This window comes from Calyptranema fuscum S582 (assembly GCF_055793305.1).
Window position 1 is genome coordinate 1 of sequence record NZ_JBSLYH010000009.1, and the last position, 18,013, is coordinate 18,013.

The 18,013-nt window shown below is 48.5% G+C and carries 19 protein-coding genes; 8 read left to right on the forward strand and 11 right to left on the reverse strand.

Features of this window, described 5'->3' with window-relative positions:
- Positions 1-161 precede the first annotated feature (161 nt).
- Together thrS and ACR6Z4_RS08275 are read right to left on the reverse strand one after the other, a co-directional pair.
- On the reverse strand, positions 162-1,994 hold the full coding sequence (thrS, locus tag ACR6Z4_RS08270; protein ID WP_479716776.1) for a threonine--tRNA ligase: 1,833 nt from the start codon (positions 1,992-1,994) through the stop codon (positions 162-164).
- A 79-nt stretch (positions 1,995-2,073) separates the two neighbouring features.
- Positions 2,074-2,223, reverse strand: a complete 150-nt coding sequence (locus ACR6Z4_RS08275) for a hypothetical protein (protein ID WP_479716777.1) — start codon at positions 2,221-2,223, stop codon at positions 2,074-2,076.
- 133 nt (positions 2,224-2,356) lie between these two features.
- Here ACR6Z4_RS08275 and ACR6Z4_RS08280 point away from each other — a divergent pair, with 133 nt between their 5' ends.
- Positions 2,357-2,677 (forward strand): DUF2605 domain-containing protein, encoded by a 321-nt coding sequence (locus ACR6Z4_RS08280; RefSeq protein WP_479716778.1) that lies wholly within the window; start codon positions 2,357-2,359, stop codon positions 2,675-2,677.
- 574 nt (positions 2,678-3,251) lie between these two features.
- Entirely contained in the window at positions 3,252-3,572 is a 321-nt protein-coding gene (locus tag ACR6Z4_RS08285) for a DUF2973 domain-containing protein (RefSeq protein WP_479716779.1), read from the forward strand.
- 413 nt (positions 3,573-3,985) lie between these two features.
- Here ACR6Z4_RS08285 and ACR6Z4_RS08290 read toward each other — a convergent pair whose 3' ends face one another.
- Together ACR6Z4_RS08290 and ACR6Z4_RS08295 are read right to left on the reverse strand one after the other, a co-directional pair.
- Positions 3,986-4,327, reverse strand: coding sequence for a hypothetical protein (locus tag ACR6Z4_RS08290; RefSeq protein WP_479716780.1), 342 nt, complete (start codon positions 4,325-4,327; stop codon positions 3,986-3,988).
- A gap of 601 nt (positions 4,328-4,928) precedes the next feature.
- Positions 4,929-5,771, reverse strand: coding sequence for a prephenate/arogenate dehydrogenase (locus ACR6Z4_RS08295; RefSeq protein ID WP_479716781.1), 843 nt, complete (start codon positions 5,769-5,771; stop codon positions 4,929-4,931).
- A gap of 362 nt (positions 5,772-6,133) precedes the next feature.
- Here ACR6Z4_RS08295 and ACR6Z4_RS08300 point away from each other — a divergent pair, with 362 nt between their 5' ends.
- The 4 genes from ACR6Z4_RS08300 (at position 6,134) to ACR6Z4_RS08315 (ending at position 9,950) form a co-directional block, all read left to right on the forward strand.
- Complete coding sequence (locus ACR6Z4_RS08300) at positions 6,134-7,723, forward strand: ATP-dependent DNA helicase (RefSeq protein ID WP_479716782.1); 1,590 nt, start codon at positions 6,134-6,136, stop codon at positions 7,721-7,723.
- Between the two features lie 94 nt (positions 7,724-7,817).
- Complete coding sequence (locus tag ACR6Z4_RS08305) at positions 7,818-8,033, forward strand: hypothetical protein (RefSeq protein ID WP_479716783.1); 216 nt, start codon at positions 7,818-7,820, stop codon at positions 8,031-8,033.
- Between the two features lie 107 nt (positions 8,034-8,140).
- Complete coding sequence (locus tag ACR6Z4_RS08310; protein WP_479716784.1) at positions 8,141-8,941, forward strand: RMD1 family protein; 801 nt, start codon at positions 8,141-8,143, stop codon at positions 8,939-8,941.
- 100 nt (positions 8,942-9,041) lie between these two features.
- Positions 9,042-9,950, forward strand: coding sequence for an alpha/beta hydrolase (locus ACR6Z4_RS08315; protein WP_479716785.1), 909 nt, complete (start codon positions 9,042-9,044; stop codon positions 9,948-9,950).
- Positions 9,951-10,060: 110 nt separating this feature from the next.
- Here the strand turns inward: ACR6Z4_RS08315 and ACR6Z4_RS08320 are convergent, their stop codons facing one another.
- Positions 10,061-10,819 (reverse strand): phosphoadenylyl-sulfate reductase, encoded by a 759-nt coding sequence (locus ACR6Z4_RS08320; protein ID WP_479716786.1) that lies wholly within the window; start codon positions 10,817-10,819, stop codon positions 10,061-10,063.
- A gap of 203 nt (positions 10,820-11,022) precedes the next feature.
- Here ACR6Z4_RS08320 and ACR6Z4_RS08325 point away from each other — a divergent pair, with 203 nt between their 5' ends.
- Positions 11,023-11,199, forward strand: coding sequence for a DUF2256 domain-containing protein (locus ACR6Z4_RS08325; protein WP_479716787.1), 177 nt, complete (start codon positions 11,023-11,025; stop codon positions 11,197-11,199).
- Positions 11,200-11,288: 89 nt separating this feature from the next.
- Here ACR6Z4_RS08325 and ACR6Z4_RS08330 read toward each other — a convergent pair whose 3' ends face one another.
- The 5 genes from ACR6Z4_RS08330 to ACR6Z4_RS08350 all read right to left on the reverse strand — a co-directional run bounded on the left by ACR6Z4_RS08330 (position 11,289) and on the right by ACR6Z4_RS08350 (position 16,980).
- Positions 11,289-12,356 (reverse strand): anthranilate phosphoribosyltransferase family protein, encoded by a 1,068-nt coding sequence (locus tag ACR6Z4_RS08330; protein ID WP_479716788.1) that lies wholly within the window; start codon positions 12,354-12,356, stop codon positions 11,289-11,291.
- A 75-nt stretch (positions 12,357-12,431) separates the two neighbouring features.
- Complete coding sequence (locus tag ACR6Z4_RS08335; protein WP_479716789.1) at positions 12,432-13,400, reverse strand: LysR family transcriptional regulator; 969 nt, start codon at positions 13,398-13,400, stop codon at positions 12,432-12,434.
- A 382-nt stretch (positions 13,401-13,782) separates the two neighbouring features.
- A complete protein-coding gene (locus ACR6Z4_RS08340; protein WP_479716790.1) occupies positions 13,783-15,180 on the reverse strand; it encodes a HEAT repeat domain-containing protein in 1,398 nt (465 codons plus the stop codon).
- A 370-nt stretch (positions 15,181-15,550) separates the two neighbouring features.
- Positions 15,551-15,958 (reverse strand): hypothetical protein, encoded by a 408-nt coding sequence (locus ACR6Z4_RS08345; protein WP_479716791.1) that lies wholly within the window; start codon positions 15,956-15,958, stop codon positions 15,551-15,553.
- Positions 15,959-16,077: 119 nt separating this feature from the next.
- Positions 16,078-16,980: an ABC transporter permease gene (locus ACR6Z4_RS08350; RefSeq protein WP_479716792.1), complete on the reverse strand. Its 903-nt coding sequence runs from the start codon at positions 16,978-16,980 to the stop codon at positions 16,078-16,080.
- Positions 16,981-17,226: 246 nt separating this feature from the next.
- Here ACR6Z4_RS08350 and ACR6Z4_RS08355 point away from each other — a divergent pair, with 246 nt between their 5' ends.
- A complete protein-coding gene (locus tag ACR6Z4_RS08355) occupies positions 17,227-17,547 on the forward strand; it encodes a hypothetical protein (protein ID WP_479716793.1) in 321 nt (106 codons plus the stop codon).
- A 25-nt stretch (positions 17,548-17,572) separates the two neighbouring features.
- Here the strand turns inward: ACR6Z4_RS08355 and ACR6Z4_RS08360 are convergent, their stop codons facing one another.
- Positions 17,573-18,013 (reverse strand): hypothetical protein, encoded by a 441-nt coding sequence (locus ACR6Z4_RS08360; RefSeq protein ID WP_479716794.1) that lies wholly within the window; start codon positions 18,011-18,013, stop codon positions 17,573-17,575.

The window sequence follows — 18,013 nt, forward strand, 5'->3', positions numbered from 1 at the left end:
ATATAGGAAGGGGTGTAGCAATTTCATCGCTACACCCCTGTTTTGTTCTTTACGGGGATACTCAGAATCATAAAGATATTACAGTCCAGTTCTTTTGGGGAGAGCGACGGCTCCGCCGTCGCTCTCCCCAAAAGGATGACAGGCTAATGAATTCGTACTTCTTAGAAGTCTGAGTAATTGGCGATCGCCTGTTTTAGACGATCGATTACGTCGGTCACAGAAATTGCACCCAATTCTCCCGCCGCTCGTGTACGCACACTTAAGGCGATCGCGTCTACCTCTTTAGCGCCGACCACTGCCATCAGAGGAATCTTCTCTTTCTCTGCATTGCGGATCATCTTGCCCAGGCGATCGCCATTGGTATCGACCTCCACCCGAATACCCACGGCTCGCATCTGCTCGGCAACTTGCTTGGCAAACGGCAACTGCTCTTCGGTAACAGGCAACAGACGAATTTGCACAGGAGCCAGCCAAATCGGAAAATCACCCACATATTCTTCGATCAAGATGCCGACCAACCGTTCTAAAGAGCCAAAAGGCGCACGGTGAATCATCACCGGACGTTTGCGGGTGCCGTCTTCAGCAACATATTCCAAAGCAAATCGTTCGGGCAAATTGTAGTCTACCTGGACGGTGCCCAACTGCCACTCTCGCTCCAACGCATCCTGGAAGATAAAGTCCAGCTTAGGACCGTAAAAGGCAGCTTCTCCAATGCCCTCAAAATGATCCATTCCTAACGTCTCGACGGCTCGCCGAATGGCACCTTCTGCCATATTCCAGGCATCATCCGACCCAATATATTTGTCAGAATCGGGATCCCGAAAACTCAAGCGGGCTTTGAAATTCTTCAGTTGCAAACTCTTAAATACGGTGAGGATCAAATCCACCACACTTAAGAATTCTGCATCCAACTGCTCTGGCGTAACAAACAGGTGAGAGTCATCTACAGTGAAGCCTCGAACCCGAGTCAACCCCCCCAATTCTCCCGACTGCTCGTATCGGTAAACGGTGCCAAATTCCGCCAGTCGCATCGGCAATTCGCGATACGATCGCAACTCACTCTTATAGATCTGGATGTGGAAGGGGCAGTTCATGGGCTTCAGCACAAAGCCTTGCTCCGCCAGGCGAGAGTCGTCATCCTCCGCCATCATGGGGAACATATCTTCTTTATATTTCTGCCAATGCCCAGACATTTTGAATAGGTCAATTCGCCCAATATGGGGCGTGACCACAGGCAGATAGCCGCGTTTTATTTGCTCTTGCTTGAGAAAATCTTCTAAAAGCGATCGCAAAATCGTGCCTTTGGGCGTCCACAACGGCAATCCAGGACCGACTGGATCGGCAAAAATAAACAAGCCTAACTCTTTACCCAGTTTGCGATGATCTCGCTTGAGTGCTTCTTCCTTGCGGCGTTTGTACTCTGCTAACTGCTCCGCCGTTTCCCAGGCAGTGCCATAAATTCGTTGAAGCTGGGCTTTCGTTTCATCCCCCCGCCAGTAAGCCCCCGCAACACTTTCTAACTCAATCGCATCGGCTTTGAGTTGCCCTGTACTGTCTACATGAGGGCCCGCGCACAAATCCCACCATTCTTCACCCAAATGGTAAATCGTGATAGGTTCTTGCAAATCAGCCAAAATTTCGAGCTTATAGGGTTCGTTAATTTGCTTAATCCGTTGCTCCGCTTCTGCACGAGTGACTTGTTCGCGGATGACAGGCAAATTTTTCTTGATGATCTTAGTCATCTCTTTTTTGATGGCTTTGAGATCCTTTTCTGTAAAAGGTTCTGGGCTATCAAAATCGTAATAAAACCCATTTTCGATCCAGGGTCCAATCGTGACCTGCGCCTTTGGAAACAGCTTTTGCACCGCCATTGCCATCACATGGGAAGTCGTATGGCGAATTTTTTTGAGCGTGTCTGACTCGCTCGTGCGGGGGAGATAAATTTTTTGGGGCTGATCTGAAACCGAGGAAGATGAAGCGTCTGAATGAGACATTGGCTAACAAAACAAATAAACAGTTGACAATGGGTATCGAGTCAAAATTTAGGGTCTAGGGCGAACGCCAACCCAGCAACTATACCAACGGACACCCACCCAATGACTCGGTATTGACCGGGCGATCGCCACACAAAAACAGAGCCAAGGTTAAGTAAACAGCATTCCATAGCTGAAGAATGAATTTGAGTCTGGGAAGAACACCCCATGCTCCAATTCGTCTATCCAATCAACTGTGCAAAAACTGACCGTCTACTAGCTTCTATCTTACCGATGGATTAGAAGTGAAGACCAACCTTTCAATTGTTACGAAACGTAAATCGCGTTAAGATTAAAGCTATTACTAAGAAACTTTAAGATCTATGTTTGATCAAAATTCATCGGATCCTGAACTGCTGAAAGCCTTACTTGAACCCCTTCTGGAAGATTTTCAATATTGGCTTGAGCGATCGCGTTCTCTACTAGAAGAAAACAATGTTGACTTCTTGGGAGATGAGCAACAAGCCAATTTATTAGCCCGAGTTCGACAAGCTCAGCAAGAAGTCGCAACCACTCAAATGATGTTTCAGGCAACGTCTGGGCAAGTTGGGGTGGAAACCAGCGTATTAGTCCCCTGGCACAACCTGATTACCGAGTGTTGGCAAGTCTCTATTCGGTTTCGGCTTGAGCACTCTCGTGAATAGCCCACCGTATAGCAATACTCAATGGCATCAAGTCCAAGGTATTGTGTGAGAGCCGCGCTCTGCGCGGCTCTCACACAATACCCGTAACCTATCAGTCGTGCAGCGCCGCAGATGAGTACTTCGGATCACAAATTCAATAAAATTTGGAAGTTTACGTTTGGAAGCGCGGCTCCACTTCGCTTCCAAACGTAAATCTTCGGTTTTATGAAATTCACGATCCTTAGATAATTACTTAGATGGGTGCGCTGATGTCAGGAGTCGCACTACATTCTTCTAGAAACCTATAGCCTGCCATTCTAAAATCTGAGAGACTGTATCTAATGGTTTGTAAATGTTGACTTAGGATCACAAATTAATTAGAACCCGGAAGTTTATGTTTGGAAGCGCGGCGAAGCCGCGCTTCCAAACATAAATCTTCGGTTTTATTAAATCCACAATCCTTAGATAGACAGTTGACTCAGATAGACACAGATAGTTTGACATGGAGATTTCTTAGAAGTCTGCTCCATATTTCATTCAGCTATTCAAAAATTTCTTAAAAGCCAGCTTATTTCTGGTTCGGGGAAAACCAATCATGTTACATCTAATTTACCTTGTTGCTTTTACGATCCTGGCATGTTTCGCAGTTACTAATTTAATTCGCAATTTGGTAACTCTAGGCATAGACTCTCAGAAAGGTTACGGCTCCCCACGACGATCGTCCCATCCTTCTGCGGCAAGTGGTTATACCCCTCAGTCTGTCCCTCATCCTGAACTGCTTGATGACGCGGGTAACGTGGTCAACGAGCCTTACCTAGTTATGCGCTCGATCAGCGTAGAGGATGCCCGCGAGCAACTGGATGCACTTTACAAGGCATCCCCCGGATCAAGCGACGAAGCACACGATGAAGCTTAATTTAAGACCTTGAGATGCAACTCAGGACAGATGGTTGGTTGAGCAGGCGTGCTCTGTGTGGCGGTTCAACCAACCATCTGTCCTGAGCTGGTTGAAGAGGGCGTTGTCCCTCTTTCTGAAAGATTTCGCCCCATACTCTCTCAAAAAGTTGCAGCTTTCCCGGATTATTAAGAGGCGCACCCTTGGGGGTGCGCCTCTTCTAATTTATTTAGAATTGCTATAGTTCTACGCAATCTAGTTAGGACATCAGGGGGGTGCCCCCACGCAGGGGTTTCACCCCTGCACCCCGTCCTAACCCTAATGCGTACCGCTATATCAGGTATGGGAAAAAAAGAGAATTCCATGCAAAAAAGCTGGTGTGAGAGATGTAATTCCGTAACAGGTCTCATATCAACTTTCTTGTGGCAGCTTGCTTAGACGGCGTTAAATCGGGGATGCGCTCTCAGGCTACTGGGTTCAAAATCTTGAGACCAGTGAATAAAGGAATCTGTGATGATAGTTCCCTGGCGAATCAGCAATGCTGTGTACCGAGATTTTTGCCGGACAACGATCGCTCTATATTCTGAACCATGCACAATGGCATGACGAAACCCTTCCAGCCGCAGGGAGGAAATAAGTAAGGATTGCAACCCCAATGCCTGGAAAATAGTTTGAACCCAACTGACATCGTTGCTTTCAATCGTTGTGAAATATTCTTTGGGCAAGCCACTTAAATCAAAAATGGCTGCGCCAATTACTGAATCGGAATAAGACACAGATGAATCCTTAGTCACTGCTGAGAGAGTCTCTAATCGAGAGTCTACATTGGAATGCATTGCAGGTTAGCTCAATATTTTTGGATGGTTGAGTGGCACAGATCCATTGATTAAGTAACTCAAAGAGAGGACTCAATCAGAGTTGTCAGGTCGTAAAAATTATTCTGTGCTGGGAAATATTGATGAAACTCTCTTGCTACAGATTTCCGTTCCGAAATTGCCAGCGAATTAGCAGGTTAAGGCGTCAACTTACAGCGTTTTCTGTTGGAACATAACCCTAATTTAAAGTATTGATTCAAACTTGAAATTTTTAGTATCAAAGTTTTAGTCAAACTTTAAATTAATAGATGATCAATGTAGCTAAGTCTAATTTTCGTTACGAATAGATGCATCTTTCATTCAATCTTAGTGTAGGCAATAACTGAGTGGACTCACGACCGTAAAATTGCTTGTTCATAGGTAGGAAATCGGCGCTATAGGGTAAATAATTTCAATTGATCAAGTAAATTTTGCTAGGGTTGTGTAAGAGGGCAGCGCCTTATTTTATTTAGAAAATATTTAATCAATAAATCTGTCTTACTTCATTCTATTGAGTGAATAGTTAATCAATAAAGCGGGATCTGGCTTTCTGATTGGTCATCAGTTGCTCTTCTATAGATGGCCAGTCTGCTTGTTCTATCTGACCAATCAATCGATCCAGTTGATGACGGTAGGCGTGAAGCGATCGCAGTAACTCTACTTGATTATACTGAGCCATCATCACTCCTAACTCAGGGTTTCCACCCCCCACACGACTGGTATCCCGAAACCCCGAACTTGCCAGGTTTTGTGCCAGTTCTAAAACATTGGGATCAGATTCTCCAAGACAGGCAGCAATCAAGCTGGCGCTGACCATCACGGGCAAATGAGAGATCCAGGCAACGGCTTGATCATGCTTTCTAGGAGCACAGTGATAAATCCGGGAACGCAGCGATCGCACGATTTCTTCGACCTGGGCTACAGCATCAGGTGGGGTCGATTCGGTTGGCGTTAACACATACGGTTTATCGACAAATAAGCCTGACAGGGCAGCATCAAGCCCACTATCGGTCGTACCTGCCATGGGGTGCCCACCTACAAAGTTTTGCCACTGAGGGGCGATCGCCTCCACAATCGGTAACTTAACCGATCCGACATCGGTGACAACGGTATCAGGTGCCAGATACGGCAGCAGTTGGCTAAAGGTTGATGTAATCGCTCCCAACGGAGTGCAGAGAAAAATCACATCTGCCTGGGTCATCAGGTGCAAATCAACGCTGGCTTCATCGACTACACCCCGCTCAACAGCTTTTTTGCACGTAATGTCTTGCCGACTAACCCCCAGAACCGTGTAATCTCCCGACTGGCGTAAATCAATTCCCATTGATGCACCAATTAACCCCAGCCCAACAATCCCAATCTTCATAACCCGTCCAACATATGGCAATTCACTTAGGGACTGATTTGGACAGTGGATGTGGCGTGCCCTGCGGGCACGCCACATCCACTGTCCAAATCAATTCCTAAAAGATGACAAATCTAATCGTAGATCGCTTCAAACACCAGAAGTCGAGTCACTGATACAGACTTCATCGTATCTGGCAAAAAGACAGCAGCATGATCTCAAACCCTGAGACGAGTTCTAAGCCTTAATATGGTGAGAGGAGTCATGCTCAAATCTGGCTTCACCACAGGTTAGCAGCCAGCTTGTGGGGCTGAGGCGGTCGAAGCTAACTCTGGGTTTGTGTAACAATGAAATTCATTCGGTAACGCGAAGAGTAAACGCTTGTGATTGAGGTAGAAGTCCACCAGCAACTCCGTGCTTTCTTGCGGGAGCAAGGCGAACCTTATTGGCCGCATCATTTGACGATGGCGCGCCTGGTCGCTCGTGCCCTGCGGTTAGGTCGGAGTGCATTGATTCAAGCGGGTGCTCCCTCTGGTGACCATGGGCGCTATCGTTTGGGCTATTTGATGCCGGCATTGATCTGGCAAGATTCTGTTGTTTTAGTCGTTTCGGAAGCATTACAACAGCGTCTGATGATGGTCGAAATTCCGCGTCTGCGGCAATGGATTCCGACCCATAAAGCAATCTGTCGAGGCGATCGCTGGCCCAGTCCTGATTTTCAAGGGCTGATGCTCACCTCACCGCAATCGTGGTTAAGCGATCGCTTGATGCAGCAAGGACGCTTTCCCGACACAATTCCAACGATTGTAGATGGCGTTGATGATCTAGAAACATGGGTGAGAGAGCAACTCACGGTGCGAATAGACGCCCGTGATTGGGACGATCTGATGCTTGCCTGCACTGACCATGCCGACGCGATTCGAGATGTCAGAGTCCAGCTGACTCGGTCTGTGTTTCAGCATCCGGCTAACCCCTATAACTGCTACTTACTCGACCCAGCAGAACAGCAACTGTTGAGCGATTTGCAAGATCTGCTACACCCTGCACCCTCGAGCGATGGCAGCCATCCATCCGACACAGAAGCTCAACACCGCTATGTCCCAGAAAGTTGGACGCGGTTTTGGCAAACCCTACACCAAGACAATCAACTGGTTTGGGTTGAGGTATCTCGACAGCAAGGGCAATTTTCACTCCACTCTAGCCCGATTGAAGTTGCCTCCAGTTTGAAACAGGTGTGGGCGCAGCAGCCAACCGTCTTAATTGGTGGCGCACTCGATTTAGAACCCGCAGCGCCGTTTTATCGAGAACGATTGGGGCTAGACGACACAACCTGCCTCAAATTTTCTCCCGATCGCCAGAATGAATTAATCCAGCTATATGTGCCGGATCGGTTTCCCCTGCCTAACACGCCTGAATTTCAAACCGCTTTGCTGCGGGAATTGCGAAGTTTGTTGAGTGCCAGTTCGGAAGGTCAGGGACTGACTGTTTTGCTGATTGGGGATGTGCCGCTAAAAGCTCAAATTGGCTCAGTCTTAGCTTCTGAATTTGGGTCTCGTGTGCAAGTTGAAAAAACCTGTCTGGATGATCAAGGCATTTTGATCACAGGCTGGGAATTTTGGCGACAACACCAAGCCGTTTTGCCATCTCCTCAGTTATTGATCATTGCAACACTGCCGATCCCATCGTTGGAAGATCCGCTGGTCGCTGGTCGGGTTGCCTATTACAAACATTTGCGGCAAGATTGGTTTCGGCTTTATCTCTTGCCGGAAACGTTAAGTCACCTGCAACGAGCTGTTGCCCCTGTGCGCGAAACTCAAGGGGTTGTGGCGTTGCTAGATAATCGTGTGAACTACCGTAGCTATGGGAAACAAGTTTTAACAGCACTGAGTCCAATGGCTCGAATTAATTATATCGACGCGAGTTTGTTTAAACAGTTGGATTACTCGGTTCTAGATGAGTTTGGGCGAATGTAGGAGGAGTATGAGAACCGGATTTGCCTTTTATATAGAGCACAAAGTAGTGAGAAATTTTTGAAAAACTGTGATTGATCCGGGAAGGTTTATTTGTATGAATCCTGTTGAAATTAACTGTGCAGAAGCGTGTATCAAGGGTTGTGTATTAGGAGAAAAATGTCCTAATCTTGAGTACAAAACACAGGCATCAAAATTTATTGAAGAGACTTCTTTAGATGATATGTTGGCGATCGCCGAAGCAGCGGTGAGAAAGAAAATGTTAGAGCGGGCTAACACACCCCCTCAGTGGATTATCCCTGACGATCTATGATCTCCAGCAATTCTCAGATCATGAGCTACTCCAGTTGATGTGTGCAGGAAGGGAGTAAGGGTAATAACCTGAACTTTTTCTATCAGGAGGAAGTAGCATAATTAGCTATGCAGAAAATATTTTTCGATGGTCAAAATACAGTTAATTCTCGCGCTCTATTTTTAGGCGAACAGTTAGATTTAGTAGCTCTACAAAACACCGAATGCCTTGCAAAATTTCCCTTAGTCGTCGCGGCGGGTGAAAACGGGTGCGCCGTTTTATTTAAATATGGTGTCGTTGTCCTTTTTGGCTTAAAGCCAGTCGAAGAAGCCTCTTTTCTTACCTATTTGAAACCATTGGTAATTCAACCATTCGCGCGTCTTGAAACCGAAGAAGCGAGTATCAATATCGAACCCAACGGGGCAGGTCGAGTCGAGAATGGCATGATTTGGCTGCGAGAATTTAGCATCGAATGCTTTCAAATCGTGGCTGATATTTTGGCGAAGAGCGTCGTTTTAGCACATTATGAAGCTGGAACTGCGAGCATTTTCGACCAGATTGAACCGTTTGCCGAAGGTCTTCAACGAACTACCAAAAATGAACGCTGGGGAAAAGAGTTGTTACGACAGCTCGGCAGTACTCTATCGATTCAACACAAGATTGTAGGGCGGGTAGAAATTATTGATAAACCCGAATTACTCTGGGATGCCCCAAATTTAGAAAGACTGTATCTGCGACTTGAAGATGAATATGAAATTAGAGAGCGTCACTTAACCCTAGAACGCAAACTTGACTTAATTTCTCGGACGGCTGAAACTGTTTTAGATTTACTGCAACACAACAGTACATTGAGAGTGGAGTGGTATGTTGTTGTTTTAATTGTGGTTGAAATTATGTTGTCGCTGTACGACTTATTTTTGCAAGTTTAAACATGAAGTCCAAGGTGTCGTGAGAGAGCCGTAAATCTAACCAGTTGCGACGCGCAATAGGGTTAAGGGTAAAAAACAGTAGGGTGAAAAGAGCACCGAGATGGCTGAAGCATTTCATAAAGGTGGGCAGACTGGGTGGTACTATGACCCCGGATTTTGGGGTGGCTTTTTCCATACCTACGATCGCTTTCACATCGGTCAGCCCTCTGATCCGCCTCGCACCCTGCATGTATTCCTACCGCGAGATTACGAAATCAGCAACACCTCCTATCCGGTGCTGTATCTCAACGATGGCGATACGGTGTTTTTTCCGGGGGGAGCTTATCAGAAAACCTGGAATCTTGCCCAGATTTTATCCAGACTCTATCTGCGGCAACAAATTCGCAAAATTATTGTGGTGGCGATCTGCCCAGTCAACCGAGACTTTGAATATACTCATGCGCCGGTATGGGGGCATGAATGGGGTGGCTTAGACGATTATGCTGCCTACATTGCTGATGCCGTCAAAGGTTTTATAGATAGCCACTATCGCACGCTGGCGGAGGCAAACCATACCGTTATCGGGGGCGCTTCTCATGGGGGGCTAGCCGCATTTTATACAGCTGCCAAGCATCCAGAACGCTTTGGTGGAGCGATCGCCATGTCGCCTTCGTTTTGGGTCGGGTTAGACTCTGGGGTCGAATTTTCAATGCCCAACTATTCAGGTCCCTTTTTTGGTGATCTCAAGACCTCGGCATTATTATTTGCAACCGAACAAGCATTACGCCAAAATCGCTTAAAGCTTTATCTCGATTGGGGTCTAGTGCGGCATGGTGGCGACCACAATGCCCTGATCGAAGCACGGGCAACCGTACGCGGTCAGGAAATGCGAGACTTGCTCATCCACGAGTTTGGGTATCGCGAACATGTGAATTTGCAAGTCGTTGAAGACCCCAACGGTCAACATACTGAGGAATCCTGGATGGGGCGAATGGAAGACTATGCCCTCAACTTCTTCTTTGGCATTTGAAAGATATAGCTCTATGTCATTGAGTTCGGACGGGGTGCAGGGGTGGAACCCCTGCACCCCGTCCGAACTCAAATGCGTCCTGCGCTTCACATATAAGGGGTAGCCGCAGCCTAGAGAGAACTGGAGTCGAGACTCTCTGATTCTGCCAGGGTTTGAGGTAGGTGGATGCCGCACTCTTGCTTGAGTCCTTTAAACCGGGTATCGCGCTCATCTTCATCGGATGCAGTTAACGGTCTGCTAGAGTGCCAGTCGCCCACAGTCACATAGCCTTCATCAAACAGTGGGTGATACGGCAGGTTATAGGTCACAAGGTAGTCGTAGACCTGCTTAGAACTCCAGGTCAAGATCGGCAGAATTTTGTAAATCGAGCCTTGGAGATTCACGAAATTAAGGGTCTTACGATGATCGGTTTGCTGACTGCGCAATCCTGCAATCCATGCAGTTGCCTGAAGATCTTTCAGCGCCCGTTGCATTGGCTCAACTTTGCGGATCTGGTCGTAGAGGTTCAGAGACTCGACATCGTTTTGTGCCCAGAGCCGACCATGGACTGCCTCCATCCGAGCAGGACTCAGGGGAGATTGGTAGGGTTTGAGATTGAGCTTTAACCGTTCAGTCAGTTCTTCAGCAAATAAATAGGTTTTAGCAGGTAGATAGCCCGTATCAATCCAAATAATCGGAATATCAGGGACAACGCTAGTGACCATGTGCAACATGACCGCAGAGTGAATGCCAAAGCTGGTCGTCATCACCAAACCTTCAGCAAATGTCTCAACTGCCCACTGGACAACTTGAGGTGCGCTGAAACCGGCTAACTGCTGGTTAATGTCATCAACGTGAATTTGGGTATGCGTTAGGCTTAAACTGGTCATTGCAATTTTCGATATGCTGCGCACTGCGTAGGTGAAGAGACTGCTCCCTTGATACTAGCAATCTTCCCATGAATGTTACTTTTGAGAAACATGACCTGATCATGACCCGATCCAGGAAACTGGGAGACGCATGGCGATCGCCATGCGTGATCAATGCTAGATGAACGATTGATATCAACCCTTTACGGATATGTCTGTTACGCATGAGACGGGCGCGTTCAAAATCTAATTTACCCAATAAAATATGTCCCGTTTGCCAGCGTCCGTTTGAGTGGCGCAAGAAATGGGAAGATTGCTGGGACGACGTGAAATATTGTTCAGAACGCTGTCGGCGGCGACGGTCTACAGCAAAATCAGATGATCAAACAGAATCAGCTTAATGGAGTTGAGTGTGAACCCACAGGGTTCACGCTCAACTCCATCCCCGAAATCAGAAATACTGTACGAATTAACCCGCGCAGCGCTTAGATTACCGCTGATGAGCGAGTTGCAGTTGATTCACAGCGTCCTGTACCTGAGTCAGTTTTTTCAGAGCCAGACCTTGAGTCAGTAAGGTTTCAGCCGTGGCGATCGCAGTTTCGATACTGTCGCAGGCACCACAACGCCAGAGATAAAAGCCACCATTCCAAATAGCAGACTGCAACATTTCGCACGGTTCACCCTTGAGGGCAGATTGCAAAGTGGCGATCGCCTGGTCATCCGATTCAAAGGGCACATTTTTGGCAGCAAAGCCATAATCACGGGGAACCAGATGCAACCGTTCAAACCCAGTTGCATCCGATCGTTGCAGACCGATGATGGCAGTACGCTCGCGGGGCAAGTCAAAACTGCCTTCTAAGCCTTTGACGGTGGAAAAGTTCGAGATACCGCGCAGGGCAAAGTTAGTTTTTGCCAGTTCTTCCGTCGGTGGATGAACAAATCCTGTGACCACATGTGCCTCTCCGGCATAGGGTTTCCACATCAGCTCGATCGTCGCAAACGGGGGACGCTTGCCAATTTGATCGCGATAGGGCACCAGTTGAGCCGCTTCAGGGAAATGCGAAGCCAGATAGACAAAGCCGATCCCTGTTTTTTCTAACACCTGTTGGACTGCCTCCAGAGAGAGGCGTCGCCAGTCCACACCCAGACCTTTCCAAACTTCGACCAGCGGCATCCCTTCTTTTGTGGGCATGCGATCGCCCCCATGCAAAATCACAGGACAATCGCAGGCTGCCAACATCAACGCCGTTAGTGGATTAATCGGAGCCGTGCGATCGCGACCATCGTAGGGCGAACACAGCACCGTCACAGGATGGGGAGCATCAAAGGGTTGTAGCTGGGGTCCCAACTCTTCATAGGCATCTAACATCCCCGCCAATTCTGCACCCGTGGGGCGTTTAATTCGGTGGGCAATCATAAATGCCCCAATTTGGGCTGGGGTTGCCTCCTGGAGCAACATCATCCGAGTGGCAACGGCGGCTTCTGCACGACTCAAATCTTCTCCGGTATGGGGTCCGCTACCAATTTTCCGGAGAAGTTCCCTGAAGGCATGACTCATAGACGTGTTGCAGTTGAACGGTTGAACTGAAAATGAAAAACAGGAGTAGAGGGTAGGATAAAGGGCTGAGGTGCCTCAGGCAACCGGAGCGGATAGCAATTGTTGGGGTGTATTGCGCTGCATCATATGTTCTGAAACCAGTTTACAAAAACGCTGAATCGGTGGAATTTGAAGGCGATCGCGGGTTGTGACTAACACCACTTGTCGAGTTAACGGCGGATCGCAAAGAACCGTAGCTTCTCCGGTCAAACTTGTGCAGGCAATCGGGCGAACAGCCAGGGTGAGATCGGCATAGGCTTCTACCAGAGCTGATTCTGGCAAAAGGGCAACCAATTCGCCCTGGCGCACCACACCTCGAAATGCATCAGGCGTGTTTAACTCTAAAGCCGCTTGCAGCTTGGAACCGCGACGCTCGAAATGCTCTTGCACAATCCGTTGCATGCCATAGCCATCTTTAAATACGACCTGGGGATAGCGCGCCAGTTCCGCCCAGGGAACAGCATCATAGATCGCGAGCGGATGTTTGCTTGCCATCAACACTTTGATAGGTTCGTCATATAGCACTTCCACTACCATTTCTGAATTGGTCGTCAAAAAGCGATTATTCATCACGATCGCCAGATCAACCAACCCATCTTTCAGCACCTTTAAAGAGCGATCGCTCCCCAATGCCGTTACCCGCAACTGCACTTCTGGATAATCTTTACAAAACTGGCGTAGGATCGGCGGCAAATAATAAGCACAGATCGAATGAATGGCAGCAACACAGAGTTCTGGCTGTTTTCCTGCTTTCAGATCGGTCAACTCTTGCAGAGCAGTGTTCCATTCCTGACAAATTTTCCGCGCCCGCAACAAAAAGCGATCGCCTGCCAAGGTTAGCTTTGCCTGAGCACTGCGATGAAACAACGGCAAACCCAGCTCCGATTCTAAACCTTGGATCTGCCGACTGATGGTAGATTGTGTGACGTTGCATCGCTGGGCAGCCTGTTGAAAGCTTCCCGTCTCAGCGATCGCCAAAAAAGCCTGAAGTTGCTCTAAGCGCATAGAACCTGCACACGATAATTTGATCCCCTTACTGCCTGAGGTGAACTTAACGGATTTACGAGGGACAAATCGTAGGATTTGATACCGACAGCGTGTTCACTTTACGTTTTGACAAGTTCATCGGGCTATCCGGACATCCAAAATGTTGAAAAATCAAGATTTATAGCAATTGCAACGGTTAATCAGGACGGGGTGCAGGGGTGAAACCCCTGTCCGGGGGCACAGCCCCCGCGCTCTTGTCCTCACCAGCCCTACGGTTACTATATTTAGAAGTTTGAGATGGGTAGATGCAGAGGTACACTCTCTAAATTCTCTGTCTATATTCTAATGGAGACGACTGACTAAATCTTGTTGATCAATGGCATCGCGTACCTTGTAACCCTTACCACTCTTGCAATGCCAACGTGATGCCTTGACACAGGTCCGTAGGCAGATCAACCTGCTGTACCAGGGTTTGCAGTCGATGATAGGCTTGCGCTGAGTCCAGTTGCTTGAGCGCTGAGACAACATGTAACCGAGTTCCCAGATCGGGATCTGCCAGCAGTTGGATCAACGGCTCTATCGCCACAGAAACATTCAGCTGCCCCAAAGCCAGGGCGATCGCCTGTTTAAATCGAGCCTGTTGTAGCGCAGGATGAGCTGATTGCAACACATCCATCAAATAGGTTGCAACCCGACTACGGTTAGACGCGTGCTCGACCCGCGACAAAATGCTGACGATTTCCTGGTAAACGACTAGCTCAAACTCCGGTTGCATCAACGCCTGATAGAGATAGTCGAGAGCTTTGGGTGTTTCCATCCAACCCAACGCCCGAATCAGATCTATCTTCAGCAGCATCGGCGTATGAGGCGATCGCAGCGTTTCAAACAATGCCGCCGCCGCGTCATCGGTTCTCAATCGCCCCAGAGCGATCGCACTTTGGCAACACACGTCCAGGTTCAAATCGTAAAGCAAAGGCTGCATCAACGGGACTAAATCGTGTTCTGGGATCAGCCCAGGATGTAATCCCAATCCCGTTACAGCTGCCCGACGCACCTTGGCAGAGGGATCGGTCAGCGCACGGGGCAAAATAGCGGCAATGCGACTATCATCAAACCCTGTTAACGCCTCGATCGCCATTTCCCGCACACTAGCATCCGGATCAGCGACCACAGCTAACAAGGATGGCACCGTTTCAGCCTGTCGAATTTGGCACAACGCTCTCACCGCAAGCAAGCGGACGGATTCGTTCCCCACTAGTTCAGTCAACGGTGCGATCGCTGCCCTACCAAAATTGGCGATCGCCGCTGCGGATAGATGGCACAGTTCTGCATCCGAAGCCGTAATCAACACCTCAATCAGCGCATCCAGCACCTGGGGATCAGGCAAATCGCCTAAAGTACGGGCAATAAACCAGCGCACTTCTAAGTCAATCTCGTCATTTTGCAATCGTTCCAGCAACGGTGCGATCGCTCGTTTGCCAAACATCGGGATCAACTTCGCCACGTCCCATCGATCTCGAAAATCCCCTGCCTCCAACACATCCAGCAGACACAGAAAAATTTGATGAAGTTGATCCTCTATATCTACAGTCTCTATATCTAAGGCAGACTGGGCAATATCATCAGCACGTCTCACTATCAACTCAGGCGATCGCTCAGCACCAATCGACTTAGTCATCGGCTGATGTTCCAGGCGCTCAAATAACTCTTGCACAACCTGAGAAAACTGCGACCAATCACCGTTTTGAGCAGCTTCCTGAGCGTGTTGCAGCGGATTAGAAGTAATCAAGGTTTGCACGTTGCGTCACAATGTGTCTTTTCTATGTTCTAGCGTACTGCCTTTGCAGAGTGAAGGTATACTTCGACCGCTATAGCAGTTGAGTAGATGGTTAAGACAGCGGAGGTGTGGGGGCTGCGCCCCCAGCCAGGGGTGAAACCCCTGCACCCCGTACAACCAGCCTCTCGGCTGCTATACCCCTCCAATGACTGGGCTACGGTGCGATCGCAAAAAACCCGTTTAGTTGAGACGTATCTTAACTAAACGGGTTTTATTAAATCCACGATCCTTAGGAATGGGAATTAAATAACTCCAATGATTTGTTGTACGGGCGAACGGCCGTTCGCCCCTCCAAACGATTCAATATTCGATCTTATTTAATCCACGATCCTTAGTTTGACTCGGCAGGTGTTTCAGTCGAACTGGAGGGTTCTGGATTGACTGCGCCCGGTTCAGCTTGTTGCTGAATGCGCTGAAGTTGAAGTGCCCGGAAATTTTCGGCTTCCGAAGAGATCGTCTGTCTCTGATTTTGCTGGAATTCGGAAACCCCCTGGAAAGACCCCAGCTGGGCACGGTGAATCAAATCAAACATAGTGTTGACCTGCCCACTCCCAGTCCCTGAGAAAGGGTCTGAACTGGTATCACCCGACTGAGGATTGTTATTCAGGTCATCTGCTGGGCTGAGTTGCGCTTTGACAGGTTGGGCAGTCCAGGTCAATGCAAGGGAAACGCCAACCGCACCCATGAGTGCCAGTGTCAAGCCCTTTAGCGGAAACGAACGTTTAATTGCTGTCTTCATAGACCTGTCCTAAAAACCAATTCAAAAGTTATGTAGTCAACCAATGCCTGACTCTTTATCCCTGTGACGTGCAGCTCACCAGCTTTGCTCCCATCATCTACCCACAGTTTACTGTAAGTTTAAGCCAGGCTGCGACGCAGCAAAGGCCGGATCAACAGCAGGGCGATCGCTGCAAAACTGGCTAAAACAGCCAATGCCCCACCCAGCGTAATCGTGGCAAACGGAGCCTGCATCACCACACTGGTTAGTGACCAATCTGGATGGAGATACAGATAACGAATTGGCTCAATTGCATAGCTGAGGGGATTGAGGCTGGCAACGACTCGCAGCCACTGGGGCATAAAACTGAGGGGAGCCAAAGCCGTGCTGGCGAATAACAACGGCAAATTAGTCACAAAAATGACGGCAATTAACTCAATATGACCCGACAGAGAAAATGCCAACCCCAGACTTAACGCGGTGACTGCCAGAACTAAGGTCAACACGATCGCGATGACCAATGCTAAACCCAATAGATCGGGCAAACCTGCGCCTAAAAAGGCACTCATGGCAATGATCACCGAGGTCTGCACCAGACTCATGGCAGCAATAAAAATGGCAGATGCCAGAACAATGGAAAATCGTGATGCCAGGGGTGCGACCAGCAATCGATTGAGAAAGCCAAATTCGCGATCAAACATCACCGGCAATCCGGCATTCAGCGCGCCACCAAAGGCAGTAAAGACAATCACACCAGCCGCTAAAAACTGACCATAGTTGTGACTTTCACCAAATAACCCTTGGGGCACATTCTGGAACAATGCACCAAACAGCACCAGCCACATTACAGGCTGAATGATTCCGGCAATCAGGGTTGAAGGACGGCGTTGCAACTGAATGAATAACCGCCGCGTCAGGGCTGACGTTTCCTGGATGAAATCGCCCAGATTAAAAGAAGCAGTCGCGATCGCCACGGGGTCTGCGGTTGGCGGCAGAGGCGATTCGCTGGGTTTGGTTGAGGGGGGTGTAACCGTCTGACTCATCTGCAACGTTCCTGACTCATCAAGACACTAAGATTTATGTTTAGCCTAGCGTACATATTGCGCCCTTTACATGAGTAAGCTGTGACATGCCAGCAATCCCAGCTATAAGTTTGACGATGAGACGGTACACTCGAATAGATCGAATTTCCGTCAGCTCAAATTTTCGTCTACTCACCTGTCTCCTAGCCCATCCCTAACCCAGCATTTATGCCGCAAGAGCGATCGCCACGACGAAAAAAACGTAGATTGTCTGTTAGTTCCTTCGTCTCGGTTTACCTGCTGCTCTTATCCAGTCTGACGATTGCGGCTTTGGCATGGACGTACCTGCAAACCGGGAAAATTGCGGCGTTAGCCTATCTGCTCTATGTGGTGTTTGACTGGGTGGCAATTCCCAGACTGACAAAAAAATCAATGATCGAGGCGATCGCCAAAAATGAAGCGGCAACCTGGTTTGGTAAATCAGCCAGCGATCGCACCAATAATTTTAATCTTTTGATCCGGGCATTGCGCGGCACCGAAGCGGTTTTCTTTGTGTGGTTGCTCTTATCGCTGGTCGCCTGGCGATAATGCCGACCCTAACGATCGATCGATATCAATGTTTTTGGGATGGGTTCTGAAGAACAATTTCAATCGTCATCCCATGCAGCCCTGGATGTGGATGTGCCGTCGTGTAGGCAGCGATCAATCCTCGAAAAGTCTCTATATAGCTAAAGGCAGCAATCAGTTGCTCCCAGCTGGGGGTTTTACTAAAGCGAATGCCCTGTGCTTTTGCAGCTCTGCGACATCCCAGGTGCGAACCATACTGCTGCACCAGATCTGCTTTGTCTAATACAGCGACGGTGTCTGCCACAGGCAGCGCAACGGGTAACGTTGGCAGGGGCGCGATCGCATTTTCCGTCTCTGAATCCAGCTGATTTTGCAACTCATTCACTGCCACCTGAGCCACCGTGTAGATGGCAGCAGAATTGTTCAGCCCTGCTTGCTGATTTTCTTTCAGTTGCTCAAGCAGTTGTGTTACCCGTTTTTTACCCAT

What these genes read in the sequence shown, in the direction of transcription:
- thrS (WP_479716776.1), bottom strand. Translation starts at nt 1,994, where the DNA reads ATGTCTCATTCAGACGCTTCATCTTCCTCGGTTTCAGATCAGCCCCAA.
- ACR6Z4_RS08280 (WP_479716778.1), top strand. Translation starts at nt 2,357, where the DNA reads ATGTTTGATCAAAATTCATCGGATCCTGAACTGCTGAAAGCCTTACTT.
- ACR6Z4_RS08285 (WP_479716779.1), top strand. Translation starts at nt 3,252, where the DNA reads ATGTTACATCTAATTTACCTTGTTGCTTTTACGATCCTGGCATGTTTC.
- ACR6Z4_RS08295 (WP_479716781.1), bottom strand. Translation starts at nt 5,771, where the DNA reads ATGAAGATTGGGATTGTTGGGCTGGGGTTAATTGGTGCATCAATGGGA.
- ACR6Z4_RS08305 (WP_479716783.1), top strand. Translation starts at nt 7,818, where the DNA reads ATGAATCCTGTTGAAATTAACTGTGCAGAAGCGTGTATCAAGGGTTGT.
- ACR6Z4_RS08310 (WP_479716784.1), top strand. Translation starts at nt 8,141, where the DNA reads ATGCAGAAAATATTTTTCGATGGTCAAAATACAGTTAATTCTCGCGCT.
- ACR6Z4_RS08315 (WP_479716785.1), top strand. Translation starts at nt 9,042, where the DNA reads ATGGCTGAAGCATTTCATAAAGGTGGGCAGACTGGGTGGTACTATGAC.
- ACR6Z4_RS08320 (WP_479716786.1), bottom strand. Translation starts at nt 10,819, where the DNA reads ATGACCAGTTTAAGCCTAACGCATACCCAAATTCACGTTGATGACATT.
- ACR6Z4_RS08325 (WP_479716787.1), top strand. Translation starts at nt 11,023, where the DNA reads ATGAGACGGGCGCGTTCAAAATCTAATTTACCCAATAAAATATGTCCC.
- ACR6Z4_RS08330 (WP_479716788.1), bottom strand. Translation starts at nt 12,356, where the DNA reads ATGAGTCATGCCTTCAGGGAACTTCTCCGGAAAATTGGTAGCGGACCC.
- ACR6Z4_RS08335 (WP_479716789.1), bottom strand. Translation starts at nt 13,400, where the DNA reads ATGCGCTTAGAGCAACTTCAGGCTTTTTTGGCGATCGCTGAGACGGGA.
- ACR6Z4_RS08345 (WP_479716791.1), bottom strand. Translation starts at nt 15,958, where the DNA reads ATGAAGACAGCAATTAAACGTTCGTTTCCGCTAAAGGGCTTGACACTG.
- ACR6Z4_RS08350 (WP_479716792.1), bottom strand. Translation starts at nt 16,980, where the DNA reads ATGAGTCAGACGGTTACACCCCCCTCAACCAAACCCAGCGAATCGCCT.
- ACR6Z4_RS08360 (WP_479716794.1), bottom strand. Translation starts at nt 18,013, where the DNA reads ATGGGTAAAAAACGGGTAACACAACTGCTTGAGCAACTGAAAGAAAAT.